Here is a 19244-nt window from a genome sequence, read left to right on the forward strand (position 1 = left end):
CGTGACAAACCGGCGGCTCCGCGAGTAGGTCCGAGCGCGGAGACTCACGCAGACCACCCCGCAGAGCCGTCGCTAAGTGTCGGGAAAACCCGGAAAAGGGTTTTATACGCAGTGGGACCGCCCGAATTTGAATCGGGGTTATCGGCACCCAAGGCCGAAAGGATACCAAGCTACCCCACGGTCCCGCAGGCTTACGTACCGCGGCGTGCGGCGTAAGGGTTTCGTTCGTCGCCACAACGACTTTCGCGGTGGGGGACACACCGGGAGGTATGCCTACGATGCTGGAGGTCGGGCTTCTGCTGCTGGTGCTGGCGGCGTTGTTCGGCGCGTACGGTGTGATTCGCGCGGTGAAGCCGTTCGTCGTGAACGCCGTCGTGGGGCTGGTGGTGATTCTGCTCGCGCAGTGGCTGGGCGTGCAGGTGGCGGTGTCGCCGCTGGTGTTGCTGGTGGTGGCGCTCGGCGGGGTACCGGGCGCGATACTCGTGGTGTTGCTGGCGACGCTCGGGATAGCGTTCGCGCCGGGACTGCTCGCGGTTCCGCTGGGGGTGTGAGAGATGGATCCGGTTCGACGCGTTATCGGTGGCGGGGTCGCGGGCACGATCGTGATGACCGTGGTGCTGGTCATCGCGGAGATCGAGGCGCGCTTCGAGCTCGGCATCGGCGGGGCGATAGCGGGGTACGCGGGCGTCGCGGACCAGCCGGCGCTCGGGCTACTGGTCTTCCTGCTGGTGGGGATGGTCGTCTTCCCCCTCGTCTTCCTCAAACTGGAGGCGCCGCTGTCGCGGGTGCCGGGCGGCGGCGACCCGGCGATCCGCGGGATGGCGTTCAGCCTCCCGCTGTGGGTGGTGTTCATCCTCATCGGGTCGCCGGACCTGGGGTCGCTGCGGGGCGCGCTCCACCTCTCGTTCACGCTGTTCGCGCACCTGCTGTACGGGTTCACGCTCGGCGCGGTCTACCACTCCCTCGAGGACGTCTGATCAGTCCCGACTGTAGGGGAGTTCGTCCCACTCGGCGGTGCGCTGGTCGCCGCGCTCGCGGAGGTCCCAGGGGTCGTCCGTCGTGACGGGGTCGCCCATGCGGTAGGACTGCACGAGGTTGAACAGCCAGACGACGGTGCCGAGTGCGATGAGGACGGCGCCGAGCGTCGCGACCTGCTGGAGGCCGGCGAACTCCGCGGGGTAGGCGGCGTACCGCCGCGGCAGTCCTTCCTGGCCCATAATCATCATCGGGCCGAACGCGAGCACGATGCCGGCCGTGGTGAGCACGAAGTGCGCGACGGCGAGAGCGTGGTTCGGGTGTTTCCCGACAACGAGGGGGTACCAGTAGTAGGTCGCGGCGAAGAACGCGAACGAGATGAGCCCCATGATGATGAAGTGGAAGTGGCCGACGACGTAGTAGGTGTCGTGCAGCAGTAAGTCGACGGGGATGGCGGCGAGGAAGATGCCGGTGACGCCGCCGACGATGAACGTGCCGACGCCGCCGACGCAGAACAGCATCGGGGCGGCGAGGCGGACGCGGCCGTTCCACATGGTGGTGATCCAGTTGAACACCTTCACCGCCGACGGCACCGCGATGGCGATGGAGACGGCCATGAAACTCGCCCGGAGGCGGGGGTCGATGCCGGTGGTGAACATGTGGTGGGCCCACACGCCGAACGAGAGGACGCCGATCGCGAGCGTGGAGTAGACGACGAACTTGAACCCGAACAGCTTCCGCCCCGCGAACTTCGGAATCAGGAGGCTGACGATGCCCATCGGCGGCAGCACGAGGATGTACACCTCGGGGTGGCCGAAGAACCAGAACAGGTGCTGCCACAGAATCGGACTGCCGCCCTCCAGCGCGAAGAACGTGGTTCCCAGATTGCGGTCGAGCAGCAGCATGACGAGCGCGCTGCCGAGCAGCGGGAACGCGAACAGGATGAGTCCGGACTGGGTGAGCATCGTCCACGAGAAGATGTCGAGGTTCTTCCACGACACTTCGCGCTCGGTGAAGATTGTCGCGATGAAGTTGATGGCGGACATCGTGGTGGCGACCCCGGAGAGGTGCAAGCCCAGGAGGACGACGCTCACCGTCGGCAGGTCGATCTGGACGGACAGCGGCGTGTAGAACGTCCAGCCGGTGGCGGGCGGCGCGAGCGCGAGCAGCTGTTCGCCGAGGGCTCCGAGACCGCCCGCGACGAAGACGTGACCGAGGACGTCCGAGAGCAGCCCGGCGCGCATCAGCACGAGCGCGGGCACGAGCAGCCAGAACGCGATGGCGTTGATGCGCGGGAACGCCATGTCGTCGGCGCCGATCAGCAGCGGCAGCAGGTAGTTCCCGAGGCCGGCGAGCGCGGGCGTCCCGAACAGGAACAGCATCGTGAGCCCGTGCATCGTGAACAGCGCGTTGTACGTGTGTTCGTCCCAGACGGAGACCGCGGGGTCGTACAGCTCCGTCCGCATCATCATCGCGTCGGTGCCGCCCCAGAGGAACGCCACCGCGGCGAACGCGAGGTACAGCAGCCCGATGTCCTTGTGGTCGACGGTGGTGAGCCAGCGCGTCACGCCGCCGCGCTTGTGGGACTCGGAGGTGCCGAGGAGGTAGCCGGAGTCCGCGGGTTCGCCGCCGTCTGGCTCCGGCGGGCCGTTCGTATTCGTTCGCTCGCCGCCGTCCGCACGGGTCGGGCCCGTTGTCGACCGCGCGCCGCGCGCGCCCCGCGACGGGCTGGCGCGCCACGCGGCGTACAGCACGAGACAGGCGGCGGCGACGCAGAGCGCTGTCAGACCGGCCGCACCGACCAGGGTCATGTGCGCCGATTCACAGGCCTCGGGGTAAAATCAAACGGCGGATTCGGGGCTGAACTGCGGCCCCTACTCGTCGTCGCGCAGTTCGATGTCCGCGACGATCTCGTAGGGGTGTTTGGCCTTGCGGACGCCGTCCAGAATCGTGAACGCGGCGCCGGGTTCGAGGAAGTGCGTGGTCACCGCGCGCCCGAGCGGCGTCGGCTCGAAGCCGTCGACGAACTCGTACTCGATGAGTTTCCCGAGCGCGTGCTTGGTCGGCACCTCGCCGAGCATCCGGTCGTTCAGTCGCTTGGCGGCCTTCCCGCCGACCGTGACGTTCGCGAGCGTCTCCTCGACGGCCGCGGTCTCGTCGTAGTGCGTGACGACGTCTTCCATCTCGCCCTTCAGGAGTTTGAACGCGATCTCCTCCTCGGTGCCCTCCATGGAGGCGTGGTAGGAGGCGTCCGGCTCGACGAGCATGTACACCTTCCCGCGGTCGTGGTAGTCGGGGCGGCCGGCGCGCCCGAGCATCTGCTCGAACTCCTGGACGGAGAGCCACTCGATGCCCATCGCGAGCGTGTCGAAGATGACCTGCGACGCCGGGAAGTCCACGCCCGCCGCGAGCGCCGCGGTCGTCACGACGGCCGAGAGGTCCTGGTTCCCGAAGCGGCGCTCGACGGATTTCCGCTCGCCGTAGTCCAGCCCCGCGTGGTAGGCCGCCGAGGGGTAGTCGAGCTTGCGCGAAATCTCGTGGCAGCGCCTACGGGAGTTCGTGAAGATGATGGTCTGGCCCTTGTACCCCTTCGAGGACTCCTGGTCGAACTCCCGGCGCACCAGCTTGTTCTCGATGTCCGGCTTCTCGTTGCCCTCGGCGAACGTGACGTGGCGCTCGATGGGAATCGGGCGCTCCTCGAACTCCACGAGGTTCGCGCGCATCCCCCGCGCGAGCTCGCCGGGGTTGCCGACGGTCGCCGAGAGGTAGATCCACTGCGCGCCGCCGTAATCCTGGTACTGCTGCTCGCGCTGCTCGCAGTAGTACTTCAGTCGCGAGATGAGGCCGTCGAGGCGGTGGCCGCGCTCGTCCTCCTTGAGCGTGTGCACCTCGTCGATGACCACCGTCCCGATGTCCCCGAGGTCCTTCCCCGTGCGGAGCGCGTGGTCGATGCCCTCGTACGTCCCGACGATGATGTCCGCCGAGGGGTCGAACGCGTGGCCGTCGTCCCGGATGCGCGAGGAGCCCACCCGAATCGTGACGTTCGCGAGGTCGCCGTACTCGTCCTCGAAGTCCTCGTGCTTCTGGTTCGCGAGCGCCACCAGCGGCACGAGGAACAGCATCTTCCCGTTCCCGGAGAGCAGCCGGTGGAGGCCCGCCATCTCCCCGACGAGCGTCTTCCCGGTCGCCGTCGCGGACACCACGAGCTGGTCCTCGCCGTCGAGCAGCCCGTGCTCGACGGAGAGGCTCTGCACGGGCAGTAACTCGTCGAAGCGGCTCTCGAACAGCTCCTTCACGCCGGGGTGGAGGTCGAGCTCCGACACCGGCATCAGGTCGACGTCGTCGGTCGTCGCGGACACCTCGTCGAACTTCGTGAGGTCCGGGTCGAGGTTCCCCTGCAGGAGCCCCGTGATGCGGTCGAGGTCCTGCTCTTCGAGCAGTAGTTCCTCGAGGCGGTCCTGGGCCGCGCCCGTCATGCCGCCGTTGAACGACAGCTCGCGCTCCAGCTCGCGGACCGCACAGTCCTGGCAGATGTACTCGCCGTCAGCCTCGATGGCAGTATCGGAGGTGATCGGCGAGTACCGGCCCTTCCCCGCGCAGTACCGGCACGTCCGCACCGCCTTCGCGTCCTGCTGGTAGGCGTCCAGCATCTCCCGGAGCTCCTCGCGGCCCGCCTTCGAGGTCTGCTCGCTGATGCGGATGCGGTCCGCGCGCCGCGCGATGTCCACGAACTGGTCGGGGCTGCGCGGCTCCTCGCCCCCGCCGGTCTTCACGCGGAATCGGCCGGGCCGCGGCCCCGCGTCCCGCTCCGTCAACTCCAGTTTCGCGCGGAACAGCCGCTCCCCGTCCCGCTGAGCGACCGCCAGGTAGTCGTCCCCCGTCTCGTGGAGGAACAACGTACCCACGCGCTGGACCTGCTCAGACACGAATCGTGGTAGGCGAGCGCGGTATTTCAGGGATTCGCTTGCTAGGTATCGTCTTCACTGTCGCGTTCGTACTCGCTGGAGTTCTCGACGTTTCCTCGAAAGCCCCGAGACTGTAGATCCGGTGCGCTCGCTGCGCTCCTCGTCACTCGCTGTGCTCGTTCCTGCGGTGCTTGCTTCGCGCGCCTTCGTCTACAGTCTCGCCCCTTTCGTCCACCCGTTGTCGGCTGCTCAGTCGCTGTCCACGGTGGTCAGGTCACTCCACGAGTTCGATGCTGTCGTCGCCGTTCGGGACGACGCAGATGAACGCCCCCTCCTCGTCGCCGTCGTTCTCGTACCAGTGGACGGCGCCCGCGGGGACGAGGAGACTGTCGCCGGCGCTCACCTCGTAGGTCTCGCCCTCGATGCCGACCGTGTACTCGCCCGCGAGGACGTACTGCTCGTGTTCGACCTCGTTCGTGTGCTCGGGGACGCTCGCGCCGGATTCGAGGACGAACCGCCGCATCGCGAAGTTCGGCGCGCCGTCGGAGTCGTCCAGCAGCACGCCCTTCCGCATCCCGTCGGCCGCGTCGACGGTCTCGTACTCGACGTCGCTCGCGCGGCGGACCACGTGGCTCGCTGTCTCGGAAGCCGTCATACCACGGGATAGGCGAGCCCGCGCCTTAGGCGTAGCCGTCGCCGCCGGCTACTCGTCGGCGCGCAGCGGCGGCAGCCCCGCCTCGATTTCCCCGCGGCGGTCCTCCAGCCACTCCGGGAGGACGAGGCTGGAGCCGAGTTCGTCCAGCGGCTCGTCCACGGTGTACCCGGGCTCCTTCGTGGCGTACTCGAAGAGGACGCCGCCCTGCGTGCGGGCGTACACGGACTCGAACCACTTCCGGTCGATAATCTCGGTCGGCCGCAGCCCCTCGCGAACGAGGATGTCCCGCCACTCCGACTGGTCCTCGCGTGTCACCTGGAACGCGACGTGGTGGACGGTGCCGGCGCCCGGCTGGCCGCGGGGCGCCTGCGGGTTCTCGCAGACGTCGACGACGAACCCGAGGTCGCCGTCGCCCTCGTAGCGCTGGCGGCCGCGGTCGCGCTCGGTCGGCCGGAACCCCATCGCCTCCAGCAGGCGGGCCGTCGAGTCCGCGGACTGCAGGGACAGCGTCACGCCGAAGAACCCCCGAATCGCGTGCTCCGCGGGGACGGGGCCCTCGGGCGGGTCGCCGGCGGGCGCGTCCTCGTGCGCGACGAGTTCCAGCGGCAGGCCGTCCGGGTCGCGGAACGGAATCACGGTGTCGCCGAAGCGCTCCCGGGGGTCGTCCGCGTCGACGCCCTCGCTGGCGAGCCGGTCGACCCAGTAGTCGACGCTGCCGGCGGGTATCAGGAACTGCGTGGCGCTCGCCTGCCCGGTGCCGACGCGGCCCTGTTGGGCGCCGACGTACGGGAAGAACGTCATGCTCGTGCCGGGCGACCCGCCGCGGTCGCCGTAGAACAGGTGGTAGACCGAGACGTCGTCCTGGTTCACGCTCTGTTTCACGAGCCGCAGACCGAGCGTCTCCGTGTAGAACGCGTGGTTCGCCTGCGGGTCGCTCGCGATAGCGGTCACGTGGTGGATGCCGGGGATGTCCGCGGGCATACGCGGTCGTTCGCCCGGCAGCCGGAATAGTGTCGGGGCCGCGACGGTTCAGAGCCCGAGAATGTCGCGAGCTTCGTCGGGAGTGGCGACTGGGCGCCCGAGCGTCTCCGCGACGCCGACCACGCGCTCGACGAGCTGGGCGTTGCTCTCGGCGAGCTCGCCGCGCTCGTAGTAGACGTTGTCCTCGAGGCCGACGCGGACGTGCCCGCCGAAGAGGACGCCCATCGTCGCGAACGGGAGCTGGTGCGGGCCGAACCCGAGCGTGTTGAACGCCGCGCCCTCCGGGAGGTTCGAGATCAGGTTGAGGAAGTTCCGGGGGCGCGGCCGCGTGAGCGTCCCCGGGCCGAATATCAGCGTGGCGTAGACGGGGTCGTCGAGGTCGCGGCGGTCGAGCAGCCCGTGGACTTCGTTGAGGTGGCCGTCGTTGAACACCTCCAGTTCGGGCTTGATGCCGCGTTCTTCCATCTCGTCGTACAGCGAGTCGACGAGCCCGCGGGTGTTCTCGCTGGTGAGGTGGTCGTAGCGGTTCAGCGGCCCCATGTCGAGGCTCGCCATCTCCGGCGCGGGGTCAGTCCGCAAGGGCTCGTGCCGGAGGTCGTCGGGCGCGCCCGTACCGCCCGTCGAGTGCTGGATAATGACATCGTCCGCTCGCGCCCGGATTTCGTCGTCGATGGCCTGGAAGTCCTCGGTCGCGAACGACCGCTCGCCGTTCGGCTTCCGCGCGTGGACGTGGACGACCGCGGCGCCCGCCTCCTCGGCTGCTGCGGCCGCCTTCCCGACCTCCTCGGGCGTCTCGGGAACGTTCGGGTTCGCTTCCTTGCCGTGGACGCCGCCGGTCAGCGCCGCCGTCACGATTACCGGTTCGTCCGCGAGGAACGCCTCGTAGCTCATTGCTCGTCCGCGTGCTCGCGGAAGATCTCGCAGTGCTCGGCGTGGTCGAGGTCGTAGCGGTCGTTGCAGACGTCCGCGCGCATCGGCTGCACGAACTCCCCGATGGCTCCGCAGTACGCCCGCTCGGTGTCGAACGAGCGGCCGTCGCCCTCGCTGCGGTACTCCAGGAACGGACAGGTCATACGCTCCGTTCGCCCGCTGGCGTGTTAACAGTTCGCTGGCTCGGCCGTCGCGGGGTGACGCGCCCGTCACCCGGTGACGGTGCCGTCTAACGTGGGTATACGTGCGTGGGAGCGCTACAGCGAGATATGCCACCGACTACGCCGGGACTCCACCACGTCACGGCCATCGCGGGCGACCCGCAGGCGAACGCCGACTTCTACGTCGGGACGCTCGGCCTGCGCTTCGTCAAGCGGACCGTCAACCACGACGACCCCCAGACGTACCACTTCTACTTCGGCGACTACGAGGGGTCCCCCGGGACGAACGTCACGTTCTTCCCGTGGTCCGAGCGCGGCCGCGACGGCGAGTTCGGCGCGGGCCAGACGCGGGACACCGCGTACCTGATTCCGCCCGACTCGGTCGACTACTGGACCGACCGGCTCGCCGACGACGGCGTCGCTGTCGAGGAGAGCGAGCGCTTCGGCGACACCGTCCTCCGCTTCTCGGACCCGGACGGCATCGGCCTCGAACTGGTAGCCAGCGCGGAACGCAGTTCCGCGGAACGGGCGAGCGGTGACGAACCGCGAGCCAGCGACCACGCCGCCGATGCCGACGCGGTGCCGTGGCCCGACGGCCCCGTTCCCGACGAGCACCAGCTACGGGGGTTCCACAGCGTCACGCTCGCGGTCCGGGAGTTCGGCCCCACTGAGGAGATTCTCACCGACGTGCTCGGCTACGAGCGCGTCGCCGAGGATGGTGACAGACGGCGTTACCAGACGCCCGCGGACGGCGCGCACTCGATTCTGGACCTCGTGGAGACCGACGCCGGCCGCGGCCGGATGGGCGTCGGCACCGTCCACCACGTCGCGTTCACCGCCGAGAGCGTCGACGAGCTGGAGGCGTGGAAAGAAGCCTACGGCGAGCGCGGGCTCTCCGCGAGCGGTCCGATCGACCGGAAGTACTTCCGGTCGCTGTACTGCCGGGAGCCCGGCGGCGTGCTGTTCGAGATCGCGACCGACGGCCCCGGGTTCGACGTCGACGAGTCCGTCGAGGACCTCGGCTCCAGCCTCGTGCTCCCGGAGTGGCTGGAAGACGAGCGCGCCGAAATCGAGGCCGCGCTCCCCGAGTTCGAGCCGCCGAGTGTGGCCGGAGGCGCTCGATGACCGGCCGCTCCGGCGACCGCGTCGGCGCGCCGTTCCGCTTCGACTACGACTCCCCCGTCCTCCGGTACGGCGCCGACTGCGTCGCCGACCTCGCGGACGAACTCGACCGGCAGGGGTTCGAGCGCGCGCTCGTCGTCTGTGGGTCGACCGTCGGCAGCACGCCCGCCGTGATGGACCCCGTGCGGAGCGGCCTCGGCGACAAGCTCGCGGACGTCTTCGACGGGACGACCCCGGAGAAGCGCCTCTCGACGGCGCTCGACGCCCGCGACGCCTACCGCGAGCACGACGCCGACGTCCTCGTCTCGCTCGGCGGCGGCAGCAGCCTCGACGTCGCGAAGGCCGTCAGCGTGCTCGCAGCGGGCGGCCACGCCCGCGACGCGGCCGCCCAGGAGTTCGCCGAGACGGGTACGCTCTCCGCGGACGGCGACCTCGACCCCATCGTCGCCGTGCCGACGACGCTCGCCGGCGCGGACCTCTCCGTGGTCGCCGGGCTCAACGCTCACCCGGATTCGGGACTGGTCGACGAGGCCGTCAGCGGCGGGCTCTCGGACCGCCGGCTGATGCCGCGCGCGGTCTGCTACGACCCCGCGCTCGTCGCCACCACGCCCCGGGACGTGCTCGCCGGCTCCGCGATGAACGGCTTCGACAAGGGCATCGAGACGCTGTACGCAGCGAACGCCACGCCCGTCACGGACGCCACCGCCGCCCGCGGCCTCGGCCTGTTCGCCGACGGCCTGCGCGAGCTCGGGCGCGGCGACGTGACTGTCGACACCCTCGAACCGGTCCTCGAGGGACTGCTCCTCGTCCAGTACGGTATCTCGCGGCCCGACGAGACCACGCTCTCGGTCATTCACGCGTTCGGTCACGGACTCACGGACGGCTACGCGGTCCAGCAGGGCGCCGCGCACGCCGTCGTCGCGCCCCACGTCCTCCGGCACCTGTTCGCGGAAGTGGACGGCCGCCGCGACCTGCTCGCGGACGCGCTCGGCGTCGGAACGGCGGACGACCCCGCGGAAGCCGTCGTCGAGGCGGTCGCGGACGTCCGGGACGCGCTGGGGCTGCCCGACTCCCTCGAAGACGTCGCAGGTCCCGAGCCCGACGACTTCCCCGCGGTCGCCGAGACCGTCGTCGAGGACGCGTTCGCGGCAAACGCCCCCCGCGGGCTCGACCTCACGACCGACGACGTCGAAGCCATCCTCCGGGCGGCGTACTGACCGCCGGGCTGCTCATGGGCGGCCGTCGCCCCCGCCTTTATCCTGCGTGCGCCGATACCTCAACGTATGCGAAGCTTCAAGGTCGGGAGCGCGTTCGGCATCCCGATAAAGCTCGACGTCACGTTCCTGCTGATTCTGCCCGTCTTCGCCTACCTCATCGGAACGCAGGTCGACGTCTGGATCGGGACGCTGAACGGCGCGCCCTTCTTCGCGAACCTCGACGCCGAGGCGCTCACCGCCGGCGACACCCAGTGGTACCTCGGTGCCGCCGCCGCAATCGGGCTGTTCGCCGCGGTCGTCCTCCACGAACTCGGGCACAGCGTCGTCGCGATACGCTACGGGTTCCCCATCGACTCCATCACGCTGTGGATTCTCGGCGGCATCGCGGCGCTCTCCGACCAGCCCGAGGAGTGGAGCCAGGAGTTCTGGATCGCCATCGCCGGCCCGGTCGTCAGTATCGCCGTCGGCGTGCTCTCGTACGGCGTCCTCCTCGCGCTGCCGGCGTCGCTGGACGCCGTCCGGTTCGTGTTCGGCTACCTCGCGCTGATGAACTTCGCGCTCGCCGCGTTCAACCTCCTGCCCGGCTTCCCGATGGACGGCGGTCGCGTCCTCCGCGCGCTGCTCGCCCGCACGCGGCCGTTCGCCCGCGCCACCCAGATCGCCGCCGAGGTCGGGAAGCTGTTCGCCGTCGTGCTCGGCATCCTCGGCATCCTCGGGTTCAACCTCATCCTCATCGCCATCGCCTTCTTCATCTACATCGGCGCGTCCAGCGAGGCCCAGCGCACCGTGATGAACGCCGCGTTCCAGGACGTCAGCGTCGCCGACATCATGACTCCCGAAGTCCACACCGTCGGCGCCACCGACTCCGTCGCGACGCTCATGGAGCGCATGCTCGACGAGCGCCACACCGGCTACCCCGTGATGCGCCAGGGCAGCGTCGTCGGCATGGTCACGCTCGACGACGCCCGCGACGTCAACGCCGTCGAGCGCGACGCCGTCCGCGTCGAGGACGTGATGTCCGACGACGTCTACTCCATCTCCCAGTCGAGCAACGCGATGGACGCTCTCGACGCCATGCAGGAGCACGGCGTCGGCCGCCTCGTCGTCCTCGACGACCGCGATGAGATGGTCGGTCTCGTCTCCCGCACGGACCTCATGACCGCCTTCGACATCATCCAGTCGACGGGCGTCAGCGAGAACCCCGACCTGCGCGCGAGCGGCCGGCAATCCGCTCGCTGACTACTCCAGTGCCCGTATCTCGACTGCCCCGTTCGCCGTCTCGACCGTCACGTCGTGCGTACCGTCACCGAGCGTTCCCGTGACGTCCGCGTCGTCCCCGCTCCGATTCTGTAGTTCCAGCCCGTCGATTTCCACGTAGTTCGTCTCCGTCTGCGCGGCCAGCGTCGCGTCGACGTCTGCCGACAGCGCCACCCCGACGTCGCCGTTCTCGCTGCGCACCAGTACGTCGCCGGGGAGCGGTGCCGGCACGTCCACGGCGACGTCACCGTTCGCGCTCGACACCGAGGAGACGGGGCCCGCGTCCCGGACCGTCACGTTCCCGTTCACCGAACGCGCCGCGGCCACTCCGGAGACGCCACGGACCTCGACGTCGCCGTTCTCCATCTGTACGGGCGCCACCGCGGCGGCCTCGGGGACGCGCAGGTCGAGATCGACGCTCACCCTGCTCGCGTCCCCGTCGACGTCCGCAGTCACTGCGATTTCGTCGCCGTCCTCGCTCACCGACACGGTCACGTCGTCGAGGCGGCGCTCCCCCGGCGCCGTCACCGTCGCGTCGACGCTCGCCTCCGGCTTATCGCGGCCGGTCACAGCCACGTCGCCGTTCTCGTTCTCGACGCGAATCCGCGCGCCGTCGGGCACGTCGAAGTACTGATCGCGGGTCTCCTGCACCGGGTCGCCGAACAGGCTCCCGGCGTCCGTACAGCCGGCCAGGGCGGTCGTCGTGCCGGCCGCGAGGCCGGCGAGGAGGGCTCTGCGCTCCATACCGGACGCCCGTGGCGAGCGTGTAAAGTCGTTGCCGTGGTGTGGCACGCGTTCAGCGTCTGCTGGGCGATTCTGGTGTGTGAAGAGGTCCAGGGGCGAGAATCGAACCGGAGCCAGAGGTTCCTGCTCGCTCCCGGTGGTCGCTGCGCGGGCGTGCCACTGGCAGAGCTCGCTCTCGCCTGCTGGACTTTACGCTCCTCACTTCGTTCGTCGCGAAAAGGTCCAGGGGCGAGAATCGAACCCGCGTCTCAGCCTCCACAAGGCTGAAGGATAGTCCACTACCCTACCCCGGACACTGCATCCGTCTCTAACCGACTGGAATTCAAATACGTTACGACACGCGACGATTCCCCGCCGCCCGACTCTATCTGAACGAGAATTCAGACCGCAACAGCTATCTGAACGCTCGTACAGATAGAGCGTATGGCTCAGACGTCCGACCGGCTGCGGCGGCTGCTCGCCGACGAACTCGGCGAGTGCTGCGACGGCGACGTCGAGCGGCGCCTCGGCGAACTCCGCGCGCTCGCCGACGACGCCTTCGACGACGACGCCCAGTCCGTGTTCGCGGTGCTCGGCAACGACACCCGCTACCGGCTCGCGCGCGTGCTCGCCGCCAGCGACGGCGAGCGCTGCGTCTGCGAGCTCGAACCGCTCGTCGCCGTCTCCGACAGCGCCGTCAGCCACGCGCTCTCGGACCTCGTCGACGCCGGGCTCGTCACCCGGCGGAAGGACGGCAACTGGCGGTACTACGACGCCACCGCGCTCGCCGACAACCTCTTCGCGGCCGCCAACCGCGGGGGCACCGATGAGTAACGCCCACGAGCACGGTCCGAACTGCGACTGCGAGGCCTGCGGCGACCCGCGCTCGATGGACTTCCTCGACAAGTACCTCACCGTCTGGATTTTCGGCGCGATGGCGGTCGGCGTCGGCCTCGGCTACGTCGCGCCGTCGGTCACGCGGCCCATCCAGGACCTCCACCTCGTGGAGATCGGGCTCGTCCTGATGATGTACCCGCCGCTCGCGAAGGCCGACTACTCGCAGCTCCGCGCCGTCTTCAGCAACTGGCGCGTGCTCGGACTGAGCCTCGTGCAGAACTGGCTCATCGGTCCGACGCTGATGTTCGCGCTCGCCGTCGTCTTCTTCGGCGGCGTCGTCCCCGGCCTCCCGGCGCGTCCCGAGTACTTCCTCGGGCTCGTGTTCATCGGGATGGCGCGCTGCATCGCGATGGTGCTCGTCTGGAACGAACTCGCGGAGGGCTCCACCGAGTACGTCACCGGGCTCGTCGCGTTCAACAGCCTCTTCCAGATTCTCACGTACGGCGTCTACGTCTGGTTCTTCGCCCTCTTCCTGCCGCCGCTGCTCGGCATGGAGACGCTGGTCGCGGGCATCTCGACGTTCGACGTCACCCCGACGCAGGTGTTCGAGGCCATCGTCGTCTTCCTCGGCATCCCGTTCGCGGCGGGCTTCCTCACGCGCTACGCCGGCACGCGGCTCCGCAGCGAGGAGTGGTACGAGGACGTGCTCGTCCCGAAAATCGACCCGCTGACGCTCGTCGCGCTGCTGTTCACCGTCGTCGTGATGTTCGCGACGCAGGGCGGCAACATCGTCGCCGCACCCGGCGACGTCCTCCTCATCGCGGTGCCGCTGACCGTCTACTTCGTCGTGATGTTCCTCGTGAGCTTCGGGATGGGGAAGGGCATCGGCGCGGACTACTCGACGACCACCGCTATCGGCTTCACCGCCGCGAGCAACAACTTCGAACTCGCGATCGCCGTCGCCGTCGCCGTCTTCGGCGTCGGCTCCGGCGTCGCGTTCGCCACCGTCGTCGGCCCGCTCATCGAGGTTCCGGTGCTGCTCGCGCTCGTGAACGTCGCGCTGTACTTCCAGCGGAAGTTCGACTGGACCGGCCACACCACCGGCAGCCTCGACACCCCGCCTACCGATGACTGAGCCACCGACGACCCTCGCGTTCGTCTGCGTGCAGAACGTCGTCGCACCGGCGGTGCGACGTGCTCTGCACGCCCCGCGAGAGGTGGTCGCGTGACCACCACTGTCGCGTTCGTCTGCGTGCAGAACGCCGGCCGCTCACAGATGGCGTACGCGTTCGCCGAGCGCGAGCGCGCGAACCGCGGACTCGAAGCCGAAATCGACCTCGTTACCGGTGGTACCGACCCCGCCGACCACGTCCACGAGGAAGTCGTGGACGCGATGGCCGACGCCGGCTTCGACCTCTCGGACCGCACGCCACGAGAGGTCACCTTCGAGGAGGTCCGGGACGCGGACTACGTGATCACGATGGGCTGTTCCGCGGAGGATGTCTGCCCCGCGGGCTGGGCGGGCGAGAACCGGGACTGGGACCTCGACGACCCGGACGGCAGGTCCCCCGAGGACGTCGCGCGGATTCGCGACGAGAGCCGGGAGCGCGTCGCCGACCTCTTCGACGAACTCGCCGCCTGAACGCGGACGATACGCTTTTCCACGGCAGCCGCCTACTGTCGGGTGACTGTGGCCGTCACGGACAAAATCTACGTGAAGAACCACCGGCAGATCGCGTCCCAGCTGGACACGCGCTTCCCGAAGAGCGCGTTCAGCGGCGCGACCCTGGACATCCTCTTCACGGGCGACCTCTCGGACCTCGACGAAGCCACCCGCGACAAAGTGCTGGACTTCTCGGAGGACTTCCTCGACTGCGGCTGCGACTCGAACCCCTACTGCGGGCACCCCGAACGGAAGTTCGTCGCGTACCTCCTCGACCTCCGCGCGCAGGGCTTGGACCCCGAGTCGATGGTCGACGTGATGACCGCCGACTACATGGTGTACGCCTACCCGGGCGACCTCTACTCGTTCCTCGACGACGCGGTCCGCACGCTCGAAGCCGTCGAGGACCTCGCCGAGGTGGACGGCCGCCGCGAGCAGGCCGAGCGCGCGAGCCGGGAGAAACGCGAGCTCACGCGGTAGCTACCCGAGCTGGTAGGGTTCGTCGTCGTCGCCGTCGAGCTCCTCGAGGTGGATGACCTCCTCGACGTCGCCGTCGGCCTCGATCTGCTCGCGGAGGTGGTCGATGTACTGCTTGTGTTCTTCGAGCTGGTCGCGGAGGTGCTCGGCCTCCAGTTCGAGGCGCTCGTGCTCGCGCACGAAGCTCTTCGACACCTCGACCTTCGGCGGGAACTCCTCGCCGTCGACAGCCTCGGGCTCGTTCTCGGGGACGACCCGGACCTGGCCGTCGTGGGCGACCAGCGAGTCGACGTAATTCCGGAACACCGCGGACAGCGAGAGGTCGCGCTCCTCGGCGATGTCCCGGAGCGCGTCGAACGTGTCCTCGTTCACGCGGAACGAGATGGTCTTGTTCTTGTTCCCCATTCGAGCGGAGATAAGAAAACGAGCCCTATAATTGTTTGTCAGACGGTCACGCGTCCGCCGGCACGTCCGCCTCTGTGTCGAAGTCCTCTAAGGCTTCGAGGAGCGCGCGGCGGTACGCGGAGACGTCCTCGCCGTACTCGGCGCGGGCGCGCTCGGCGTACTCGTTGCCTTCGTCGTCGAACGCGTCGAGGCGTTCGAGCGTGCGCTCGGCGGTCTCGACGACCCAGCGGTCCCGGGTCGCCTCGTCGACCTTCGTGATGGACTCCGGCCGCAGGGAGACGTTCACGGACCCGTCGTCGGTCTCGAAGGTCCGCGGCTTCCCGACCACGGCGACGTACTGTGGCGTCTCGGCGTCCCGGAGCGCGGACGCCGCGTCCGGCTGGTACTGGCCCGCGTACACGAAGAACGTCCCGGTGGGGTCGACGACGCGGCCCCGCCAGTACTCGGAATCCTCGCCGATGTCCTCGGTCTCGGTGAGCGTGCCGACGACGAACACGCGGTTCGCGCGCTCGCCGGTCGGCAGCAGCGCGTACAGCGGCGCGCGCTCGTCGTCGGACTCCTTGAACGTGAACTGGGCGTCGTTGAACTCGGCGGCGAAGGCGCGTCGCGCGACCTCGCGAGTGGGTGCGTTGCTCATTTCACATCGACCTCGCTTTGATGAGGACGGCTTCCGGGTCCGCGGGTTCGTCGAGCTGTTCGGTGTCGTTGGCGAGCACGTACCGGCCGAACGTCGGGCCGGTCACGCGGTAGTAGCTCCCGAGGACCGTCTCGCGCATCTCGTCGGCGACGACGGTCGTGTCGAGGGCGTCCTTGGCCATCTGCTTGGCCTCCTCGAGACCGATGCCGGTCAGCGCCTCGGTGGCTTCCTCGTCGAAGATGACCTCGTGGACGTCCCGGCCGTCGTCGAGCACGCCCTTGATGCGGAGGTCGAACTCGCCCTCCACCTCGCCGTGCTCGTTGCAGCGGCCGTTCTGGAGGACGCGCGTGCAGTCCTCCTCGGGGCAGCGCTTGATGAGCCCGCTCCCGGACTGGATGTCCACGAGCGCGCCCTCGACAACGTCTTCGTTGTCGCCGACGTCGAAGTCCTCGTCGACCTCCTGGATCGAGGTCGTGCGGTTGAGCTTCACGGAGTACCGGCCCTGGTACTCGTCGGTGACGACGTTCCCGAGGCGGTAGGTCTGACCCTCCTGGAGGTCCTGGAGGTCGGATTTGGCCCACTTCGTGAACTTGATCGTGCCGGTCGGGTCGCCGAGCAGGCCGACCTGCCCGACGGAGTCCGAGCGCGGCTCCCAGAGTTCGACGACCTTCGCAGTGAGGTCGACCCACTGCTCGGGTTCGTCGACGTCCTCCACCTGGACGGTCTCGTTGCCGCCGCCGCCCGCGAGGTCGTCGCGGTCGAGGCCGGCCTCGTCGAGGTAGTGGTTCTCGACCGAGCGCCGCGCCTCGTCGAGCGGGACTTTGTACTCGGAGACCAGTTTCTGTAGCCGTTCTTCTACGTCGTCGACGGTCGCGTCGACGTGCTCGGAGAACTCGTCGTGGATCTCCGTAGCGGTGTCTGAAAGGTCGCTCATGGTCGTATTCGTCTCCGCGTGTTTTCGGTGGGAGACGTATCGACGTTGGTTCGCTACGGTATTTAAATTGTCGCCACCGGGGTGAAAGTGGTCGCTGCGGCCTCCGCGAGCACCCCGAGGCCGAGCGCGAGCAGGGCCGCTCCGGACAGCACTCGGAGCGCTGTGGCGTGGTCGTCGAACAGCGACCGCGCCCGGCCCGCGGTCGCGCCGACGGCGCCGAGGTAGGCCGCGGTGAGCACGGCGTACGTCGCGCCGAGCACCGGCACGTTCGTGGCCGCGCCGCCGTCCACGAACTGCGGGAGAAAGGCGAGGAAGAACACCGCTACCTTCGGGTTCAGGACGTTCGTCGTCACGCCCGTGACGTACGGCCGCGACACTTCACTTTCACCGCCGAGACTGCCGCCGCCAGCGAGCGTCCGCGCGCCCAGCCAGCAGAGGTACGCGCCGCCACAGAGCTTCAGTGCGGCGAACGCCGCCGGCGACGCGGCCAGCAGCGCGGCCACGCCGACCGCCACGAGTCCCGTGTGGACGAGCACGCCCGTACTGACGCCGAGCGCCGCGAGCGCGCCCGCTCGCTGGCCGCCCGCCGCGCCCGCCGACAGCACCAGCACGGTGTCCGGGCCCGGCGCGAGCACGAGCGCGCCCGCAGCGAGCACGAACGCCGCGAACCCCGCGTCGAACACGTCTGCCCGGACGCGCCCCCGGACGGTAAGCCCCGCGGTCGGCACAATCCGGCCCCGCAGGCCTATAACGCGAGGCGTGCAAGCCCGAGTCGATGCACTGCTCGCCCGACGCGCGTTCCTCGACGCTCGCGACCGCCGGTGGTTCCACGTGGTGACCACTGCCGCTGTCCTGCTCGCAGGCGGTACGGGAACGCGGCTCTACCCGGCAAGCCGTAGCCACCGCCCGAAGCAGTTCCTCGCGCTCGGCGACGACGACCGCAGCCTCCTCCGCCGGACCGCCGACCGCGCCGGCTTCGCCGACGAGCTGTTCGTCGTCACCCGCGAGTCGTACGCCGACCGCGTCCGCGATATCGTTCCCGAGGCGTCCGTCCTCGTCGAGCCAGCGGGCCGCGACACCGGGCCGGCGCTCGCGTACGCCGCCAGCGACATTCGCGAGCGTTATCCCGACGCCGTCCTGCTCTGCCTGCCCAGCGACCACGTCGTCGGCGACGGGTTCCGCGCGACAGCCGAAACCGCCGCCGACGTGGCCGCGCGCACGGACGCGCTCGTCACGCTCGGCGTCGAACCCGACAGGCCCGCCACCGGCTACGGCTACATCCAGCCCGGCGACGACCGCGGCGACCACTACGAGGTCGCGCAGTTCCGCGAGAAACCCGACGAGGAAACCGCCGCGGAGCTCCTCGACGCGGGCTGTTTCTGGAACGCGGGGATGTTCGCGTGGGCGCCCGACGCGTTCCTCGCCGCCGCCCGCGACGGCCCGCTCGAACCACTCGTCGACGCACTCGAAACCGGGGGCGACGTCGACGGCGCGTTCGAGGAAACCGAGCCGGTGAGCGTCGACTACGCGGTCTTAGAGCGCGCGGCGGACGTCAGGGTCGTGCCCGCGGACTTCGAGTGGGACGACGTCGGCGCGTGGGACGCGCTGTTGCGGCTCGCCGACGGAGAGAACGCCACGCTCGGCGACTCCCTCGCAGTCGACGCCTCCGGGAACGTCCTCGCCAGCGACGACAAGCACGTCTCCGTGGTCGGCGCCGACGACCTCGTCGTCGCCGCCTTCGACGACCGCGTGCTCGTCGTCCCCACCGACGAGGCTCAGCGCGTCCGCGAAGTCGTCGCCGAACTCCGCGAGGACGAACTGTTCTGAGTTAGCTGTCGCCTTCTCGCACCTGGAGGTCGCCGTCGCTGGTCACGGAGACGAGCAGCGGCGCGTGGACGCCGCGGCCCCGCACCGCCGACCCCGCCGCGTCGCTGACGCGTTTCATCACTTCGGGCGCGGACAGCGACACCTTCACGTTCGCGTCGTCGCAGGCCGCGTACACCATGTCCGGCACGTCGTAGAGGTCCGCGCCGGCGTCGATTTCCACGCGCACGGGCGCCTGCAGCGCCGCCGCGAACGCCACCGTCTCGCGGGCCTTCGCGACGTTCTCGCGCGCGCTCGCCTCCACCTTCGAGATGTTCGCGCGCGAGGTCCCGAGCTGGTCGGCGATGTCGGCCTGGGCGGCGCCGCGCTCGCGGAGCGCCAGCACCTCCGCCTGCCGCCGCGTCAGCACGCTCTCGTCGGCGTCGAAGCCCGCGCTCGCCAGCACCTCGTCGGCGTCCGGAACCTCCCCGTCCATACGTCCGACGACGCCGGGGGAACGCAAAAACCCCGTGGACGACCCCCGAACGCTTTTACGCACCGG

The 19244-nt window shown here is 69.3% G+C and carries 22 protein-coding genes and 2 tRNA genes; 10 read left to right on the forward strand and 14 right to left on the reverse strand.

Going from position 1 to position 19244, the window contains the following annotated elements; all coding sequences use genetic code 11:
- Positions 1 to 112: 112 nt before the first annotated feature.
- Positions 113 to 185: transfer RNA gene (locus G9C83_RS08475), tRNA-Pro, on the reverse strand.
- 84 nt (positions 186 to 269) lie between these two features.
- Between G9C83_RS08475 and G9C83_RS08480 the strand changes: the two genes are divergently transcribed.
- Together G9C83_RS08480 and G9C83_RS08485 are read left to right on the forward strand one after the other, a co-directional pair.
- Positions 270 to 551, forward strand: coding sequence for a pro-sigmaK processing inhibitor BofA family protein (locus tag G9C83_RS08480; protein ID WP_167245714.1), 282 nt, complete (start codon positions 270 to 272; stop codon positions 549 to 551).
- A 3-nt stretch (positions 552 to 554) separates the two neighbouring features.
- Positions 555 to 977 (forward strand): DUF6789 family protein, encoded by a 423-nt coding sequence (locus G9C83_RS08485; RefSeq protein WP_167245715.1) that lies wholly within the window; start codon positions 555 to 557, stop codon positions 975 to 977.
- On the opposite strand, the gene G9C83_RS08490 is transcribed toward G9C83_RS08485, so the two are convergent.
- The 6 genes from G9C83_RS08490 to G9C83_RS08515 form a co-directional block, all read right to left on the reverse strand.
- Entirely contained in the window at positions 978 to 2786 is a 1809-nt protein-coding gene (locus tag G9C83_RS08490; RefSeq protein WP_167245716.1) for a cbb3-type cytochrome c oxidase subunit I, read from the reverse strand.
- A 63-nt stretch (positions 2787 to 2849) separates the two neighbouring features.
- Positions 2850 to 4901, reverse strand: coding sequence for a DEAD/DEAH box helicase (locus G9C83_RS08495; protein ID WP_167245717.1), 2052 nt, complete (start codon positions 4899 to 4901; stop codon positions 2850 to 2852).
- Positions 4902 to 5154: 253 nt separating this feature from the next.
- Positions 5155 to 5535, reverse strand: a complete 381-nt coding sequence (locus tag G9C83_RS08500) for a cupin domain-containing protein (protein WP_167245718.1) — start codon at positions 5533 to 5535, stop codon at positions 5155 to 5157.
- A 48-nt stretch (positions 5536 to 5583) separates the two neighbouring features.
- Positions 5584 to 6516: a ring-cleaving dioxygenase gene (locus tag G9C83_RS08505; protein WP_167245719.1), complete on the reverse strand. Its 933-nt coding sequence runs from the start codon at positions 6514 to 6516 to the stop codon at positions 5584 to 5586.
- A gap of 48 nt (positions 6517 to 6564) precedes the next feature.
- The gene (locus G9C83_RS08510; RefSeq protein WP_167245720.1) at positions 6565 to 7407 is read right to left on the reverse strand and encodes a 3-keto-5-aminohexanoate cleavage protein; all 843 of its coding nucleotides are present in this window, start codon (positions 7405 to 7407) and stop codon (positions 6565 to 6567) included.
- On the reverse strand, positions 7404 to 7589 hold the full coding sequence (locus tag G9C83_RS08515) for a hypothetical protein (RefSeq protein WP_167245721.1): 186 nt from the start codon (positions 7587 to 7589) through the stop codon (positions 7404 to 7406). The genes G9C83_RS08510 and G9C83_RS08515 overlap by 4 nt, the downstream gene beginning before the upstream one ends.
- Positions 7590 to 7715: 126 nt before the next feature.
- Here G9C83_RS08515 and G9C83_RS08520 point away from each other — a divergent pair, with 126 nt between their 5' ends.
- The 3 genes from G9C83_RS08520 to G9C83_RS08530 all read left to right on the forward strand — a co-directional run bounded on the left by G9C83_RS08520 (position 7716) and on the right by G9C83_RS08530 (position 11185).
- Entirely contained in the window at positions 7716 to 8732 is a 1017-nt protein-coding gene (locus tag G9C83_RS08520; RefSeq protein ID WP_167245722.1) for a ring-cleaving dioxygenase, read from the forward strand.
- The gene (locus G9C83_RS08525; protein ID WP_167245723.1) at positions 8729 to 9946 is read left to right on the forward strand and encodes an iron-containing alcohol dehydrogenase family protein; all 1218 of its coding nucleotides are present in this window, start codon (positions 8729 to 8731) and stop codon (positions 9944 to 9946) included. The genes G9C83_RS08520 and G9C83_RS08525 overlap by 4 nt, the downstream gene beginning before the upstream one ends.
- A gap of 66 nt (positions 9947 to 10012) precedes the next feature.
- Positions 10013 to 11185: a CBS domain-containing protein gene (locus tag G9C83_RS08530; RefSeq protein WP_167245724.1), complete on the forward strand. Its 1173-nt coding sequence runs from the start codon at positions 10013 to 10015 to the stop codon at positions 11183 to 11185.
- Here G9C83_RS08530 and G9C83_RS08535 read toward each other — a convergent pair whose 3' ends face one another.
- Entirely contained in the window at positions 11186 to 11947 is a 762-nt protein-coding gene (locus G9C83_RS08535) for a DUF4097 family beta strand repeat-containing protein (RefSeq protein WP_167245725.1), read from the reverse strand.
- Positions 11948 to 12167: 220 nt separating this feature from the next.
- Positions 12168 to 12240, reverse strand: a tRNA-His gene (locus tag G9C83_RS08540).
- Between the two features lie 130 nt (positions 12241 to 12370).
- Here G9C83_RS08540 and G9C83_RS08545 point away from each other — a divergent pair.
- From G9C83_RS08545 to G9C83_RS08560, 4 genes are all read left to right on the forward strand, one after another.
- The gene (locus G9C83_RS08545) at positions 12371 to 12760 is read left to right on the forward strand and encodes a metalloregulator ArsR/SmtB family transcription factor (protein WP_167245726.1); all 390 of its coding nucleotides are present in this window, start codon (positions 12371 to 12373) and stop codon (positions 12758 to 12760) included.
- Positions 12753 to 13898: an ACR3 family arsenite efflux transporter gene (gene arsB / locus G9C83_RS08550; protein ID WP_167245727.1), complete on the forward strand. Its 1146-nt coding sequence runs from the start codon at positions 12753 to 12755 to the stop codon at positions 13896 to 13898. The genes G9C83_RS08545 and arsB overlap by 8 nt, the downstream gene beginning before the upstream one ends.
- A gap of 90 nt (positions 13899 to 13988) precedes the next feature.
- Complete coding sequence (locus G9C83_RS08555) at positions 13989 to 14405, forward strand: low molecular weight phosphatase family protein (RefSeq protein WP_167245728.1); 417 nt, start codon at positions 13989 to 13991, stop codon at positions 14403 to 14405.
- 48 nt (positions 14406 to 14453) lie between these two features.
- Positions 14454 to 14906, forward strand: coding sequence for a DUF5814 domain-containing protein (locus G9C83_RS08560; protein WP_167245729.1), 453 nt, complete (start codon positions 14454 to 14456; stop codon positions 14904 to 14906).
- Here G9C83_RS08560 and G9C83_RS08565 read toward each other — a convergent pair whose 3' ends face one another.
- The 4 genes from G9C83_RS08565 to G9C83_RS08580 all read right to left on the reverse strand — a co-directional run bounded on the left by G9C83_RS08565 (position 14907) and on the right by G9C83_RS08580 (position 17562).
- On the reverse strand, positions 14907 to 15308 hold the full coding sequence (locus tag G9C83_RS08565; protein ID WP_167245730.1) for a CopG family transcriptional regulator: 402 nt from the start codon (positions 15306 to 15308) through the stop codon (positions 14907 to 14909).
- A 46-nt stretch (positions 15309 to 15354) separates the two neighbouring features.
- Positions 15355 to 15945: an RPA family protein gene (locus G9C83_RS08570; RefSeq protein WP_167245731.1), complete on the reverse strand. Its 591-nt coding sequence runs from the start codon at positions 15943 to 15945 to the stop codon at positions 15355 to 15357.
- A gap of 1 nt (position 15946) precedes the next feature.
- Positions 15947 to 16879 (reverse strand): replication factor A, encoded by a 933-nt coding sequence (locus G9C83_RS08575; protein ID WP_167245732.1) that lies wholly within the window; start codon positions 16877 to 16879, stop codon positions 15947 to 15949.
- Between the two features lie 62 nt (positions 16880 to 16941).
- Positions 16942 to 17562: a LysE family translocator gene (locus G9C83_RS08580; protein ID WP_167245733.1), complete on the reverse strand. Its 621-nt coding sequence runs from the start codon at positions 17560 to 17562 to the stop codon at positions 16942 to 16944.
- A gap of 148 nt (positions 17563 to 17710) precedes the next feature.
- Between G9C83_RS08580 and G9C83_RS08585 the strand changes: the two genes are divergently transcribed.
- Positions 17711 to 18706, forward strand: coding sequence for a sugar phosphate nucleotidyltransferase (locus G9C83_RS08585; RefSeq protein ID WP_167247174.1), 996 nt, complete (start codon positions 17711 to 17713; stop codon positions 18704 to 18706).
- 1 nt (position 18707) lies between these two features.
- Here G9C83_RS08585 and G9C83_RS08590 read toward each other — a convergent pair whose 3' ends face one another.
- Entirely contained in the window at positions 18708 to 19178 is a 471-nt protein-coding gene (locus G9C83_RS08590; RefSeq protein ID WP_167245734.1) for a Tfx family DNA-binding protein, read from the reverse strand.
- Between the last annotated feature and the right edge of the window lie 66 nt (positions 19179 to 19244).

It is taken from the genome of Halobacterium sp. R2-5, from assembly GCF_011734195.1.
Classification (GTDB): Archaea; Halobacteriota; Halobacteria; order Halobacteriales; family Halobacteriaceae; genus Halobacterium.

Coding starts and splice junctions, on each gene's coding strand:
- G9C83_RS08480 (WP_167245714.1), top strand. CDS start 270: ATGCCTACGATGCTGGAGGTCGGGCTTCTGCTGCTGGTGCTGGCGGCG.
- G9C83_RS08485 (WP_167245715.1), top strand. CDS start 555: ATGGATCCGGTTCGACGCGTTATCGGTGGCGGGGTCGCGGGCACGATC.
- G9C83_RS08490 (WP_167245716.1), bottom strand. CDS start 2,786: ATGACCCTGGTCGGTGCGGCCGGTCTGACAGCGCTCTGCGTCGCCGCC.
- G9C83_RS08500 (WP_167245718.1), bottom strand. CDS start 5,535: ATGACGGCTTCCGAGACAGCGAGCCACGTGGTCCGCCGCGCGAGCGAC.
- G9C83_RS08505 (WP_167245719.1), bottom strand. CDS start 6,516: ATGCCCGCGGACATCCCCGGCATCCACCACGTGACCGCTATCGCGAGC.
- G9C83_RS08510 (WP_167245720.1), bottom strand. CDS start 7,407: ATGAGCTACGAGGCGTTCCTCGCGGACGAACCGGTAATCGTGACGGCG.
- G9C83_RS08515 (WP_167245721.1), bottom strand. CDS start 7,589: ATGACCTGTCCGTTCCTGGAGTACCGCAGCGAGGGCGACGGCCGCTCG.
- G9C83_RS08520 (WP_167245722.1), top strand. CDS start 7,716: ATGCCACCGACTACGCCGGGACTCCACCACGTCACGGCCATCGCGGGC.
- G9C83_RS08525 (WP_167245723.1), top strand. CDS start 8,729: ATGACCGGCCGCTCCGGCGACCGCGTCGGCGCGCCGTTCCGCTTCGAC.
- G9C83_RS08530 (WP_167245724.1), top strand. CDS start 10,013: ATGCGAAGCTTCAAGGTCGGGAGCGCGTTCGGCATCCCGATAAAGCTC.
- G9C83_RS08535 (WP_167245725.1), bottom strand. CDS start 11,947: ATGGAGCGCAGAGCCCTCCTCGCCGGCCTCGCGGCCGGCACGACGACC.
- G9C83_RS08545 (WP_167245726.1), top strand. CDS start 12,371: ATGGCTCAGACGTCCGACCGGCTGCGGCGGCTGCTCGCCGACGAACTC.
- arsB (WP_167245727.1), top strand. CDS start 12,753: ATGAGTAACGCCCACGAGCACGGTCCGAACTGCGACTGCGAGGCCTGC.
- G9C83_RS08565 (WP_167245730.1), bottom strand. CDS start 15,308: ATGGGGAACAAGAACAAGACCATCTCGTTCCGCGTGAACGAGGACACG.
- G9C83_RS08570 (WP_167245731.1), bottom strand. CDS start 15,945: ATGAGCAACGCACCCACTCGCGAGGTCGCGCGACGCGCCTTCGCCGCC.
- G9C83_RS08575 (WP_167245732.1), bottom strand. CDS start 16,879: ATGAGCGACCTTTCAGACACCGCTACGGAGATCCACGACGAGTTCTCC.
- G9C83_RS08590 (WP_167245734.1), bottom strand. CDS start 19,178: ATGGACGGGGAGGTTCCGGACGCCGACGAGGTGCTGGCGAGCGCGGGC.